The organism is Acinetobacter sp. 1130196 (genome assembly GCF_000588095.1).
In the GTDB taxonomy this organism is placed as follows: Bacteria; Pseudomonadota; Gammaproteobacteria; order Pseudomonadales; family Moraxellaceae; genus Acinetobacter; species Acinetobacter nosocomialis.
On record NZ_JFWX01000108.1, the window covers coordinates 1 to 2,047 of the forward strand.

Genomic DNA, 2,047 nt, shown 5'->3' on the forward strand with positions numbered 1-2,047 from the left:
CAGCTTCACCACAAGATGCGCAAGCAATGCACGCTAAAATTCGTGAAGGCTTATGCCAGCTTACTTCAGCGGGTTCAAGTATTGCTATTTTATATGGTGGTAGTGTAAAAGCTGAAAATGCTGTTGAATTAGCTGCATGTCCAGATATTAATGGTGCGTTGGTGGGTGGTGCTTCATTAAATGCAGCATCTTTTTATCAAATTGTACAAGCCTTCGCGCAAAGCAAATAACGAGGATAGGGTATGCACTCTTTTGTACTTGTTGTACATATTATTTTAGCTGTACTGATGATTGCATTGATTTTAGTGCAACATGGTAAAGGCGCAGATGCTGGTGCTTCTTTTGGTGGTGGCGGTGCAGCAACTGTATTTGGTGCATCTGGTTCGGGTAACTTCCTTACTCGCCTGACTGCTGTTTTAACTGCATTGTTTTTTGTAACGAGTTTGACTCTTGCTGTTTTTGCAAAAAAACAGACTACAGAGGCATATAGTTTGAAAACTGTACAAACAACAGCACCAGCTCAAACAACATCGCCTGAAACTTCACCAAATGCACCAAAAACGGGTCAATAATTCGAAATAGGGCTTTCCTTTTGCAGTTGGAAGGACTAGAATGCGTCCCACAAGCTGCGGTGGTGGTGGAATTGGTAGACACGCTACCTTGAGGTGGTAGTGCCTTCGGGCGTGGGGGTTCAAGTCCCCCCTTCCGCACCAACTTTGAACCAGAAAGTTGAGTGCAAGCAGTTTATTGATGCGGGATGGAGCAGTCTGGTAGCTCGTCGGGCTCATAACCCGAAGGTCGTTGGTTCAAATCCAGCTCCCGCTACCAATTTGATTAAGGTGCAACTTAATCAAGCGAATATTGTAAAGTTTACATTGACTTTTTTCGATATTTGTATATAATTTTTGCACGTTGATGCGGGATGGAGCAGTCTGGTAGCTCGTCGGGCTCATAACCCGAAGGTCGTTGGTTCAAATCCAGCTCCCGCTACCAAGTTTCTTAAAAGAGGCTCACAGACAGGTGGGCCTTTTTGCACAGTGGACTATTGTTTTCTGTGCTACATAGGGGCGATTAACGCCCTTTTTTATTGGTTATCGTATCGCTATCGTGTAGTGTCGACATCAATTGGTCAAATAGTCATGCTTCACTATAGTAGGTCTGTGTCGGTTAAAACAACCGATTGAATCGCACGAGAATGACGAGAGTAAATGAAATTATCAAATAAATCCCAAGCATTGTATGACATGATTGCTCCAGCAGTGCAGGCATGTGGTGTTGACCTGTGGGGAATCGAATTCCTTCCACAAGGTAAACGTTCATTATTGCGTATTTATATCGATAGACCGGTTGATGAAAACGCTGAACCAGTGATTAATGAAGATGGTGAAGTAGAACAAGGTCGTGGTATTGGCGTACAAGATTGTGTACGTGTTACACAACAAGTCGGCGCGATGTTGGATGTTCATGATCCGATTTCAGGTGAATATTCTTTAGAAGTTTCTTCACCAGGTTGGGATCGCCCTTTTTTTCAACTCGAACAGTTGCAAAGCTATATTGGACAACAAGTTGCTTTGCGTTTAATTGCAGCAGTAGAAAATCGCCGTAAATTTCAAGCAAAACTCCTTGCTGTAGACCTTGAAAATGAAGAGATTAAGGTTGAAGTTGAAGGAAAGCATGTGCTTGATATCGACAGCAACAATATCGATAAAGCAAACTTGATCTATCAAGATTAAATTTATTTAAATTATATAAGAAATCGGTAGGTGACTTATGGGCCGCGAAATTCTTACCGTTGTAGAAACGGTTAGTAATGAAAAAGGTGTTAGTCGTGAAGCGATCTTCGAGGCTTTAGAACAAGCTCTAGTTGCTGCAACGAAGAAAAGATTTTACGAAGGTACGCATGCTGAAGAAGCTCAGCTTCGTGTAGAGATTGATCGTAAAACTGGTGATTACCGTACATTCCGTCAATGGACTGTAGTGGCGGATGAAGATCACGAAATGCCAGCTTGCCAAGATGCGATCTCTGATGTTGATCCATCGAAATGGT

4 protein-coding genes and 3 tRNA genes are annotated in these 2,047 nt (G+C 42.6%); all 7 read left to right on the forward strand.

Features of this window, described 5'->3' with window-relative positions:
• On the forward strand, positions 1-230 hold a 230-nt coding region (locus J671_RS24555), incomplete at its 5' end, for a triose-phosphate isomerase (protein WP_031983771.1).
• 12 nt (positions 231-242) lie between these two features.
• Complete coding sequence (gene secG / locus J671_RS24560; RefSeq protein WP_002156913.1) at positions 243-572, forward strand: preprotein translocase subunit SecG; 330 nt, start codon at positions 243-245, stop codon at positions 570-572.
• Between the two features lie 56 nt (positions 573-628).
• A tRNA-Leu gene (locus tag J671_RS24565) sits at positions 629-713 on the forward strand.
• Between the two features lie 38 nt (positions 714-751).
• Positions 752-828: transfer RNA gene (locus tag J671_RS24570), tRNA-Met, on the forward strand.
• An 88-nt stretch (positions 829-916) separates the two neighbouring features.
• Positions 917-993 (forward strand) — tRNA-Met (locus J671_RS24575).
• Positions 994-1,208: 215 nt separating this feature from the next.
• On the forward strand, positions 1,209-1,733 hold the full coding sequence (gene rimP, locus J671_RS24580) for a ribosome maturation factor RimP (protein ID WP_002157009.1): 525 nt from the start codon (positions 1,209-1,211) through the stop codon (positions 1,731-1,733).
• A 37-nt stretch (positions 1,734-1,770) separates the two neighbouring features.
• On the forward strand, positions 1,771-2,047 hold a 277-nt coding region (locus tag J671_RS24585), incomplete at its 3' end, for a NusA N-terminal domain-containing protein (RefSeq protein WP_031983772.1).

Coding starts and splice junctions, on each gene's coding strand:
- rimP (WP_002157009.1), top strand. CDS start 1,209: ATGAAATTATCAAATAAATCCCAAGCATTGTATGACATGATTGCTCCA.
- secG (WP_002156913.1), top strand. CDS start 243: ATGCACTCTTTTGTACTTGTTGTACATATTATTTTAGCTGTACTGATG.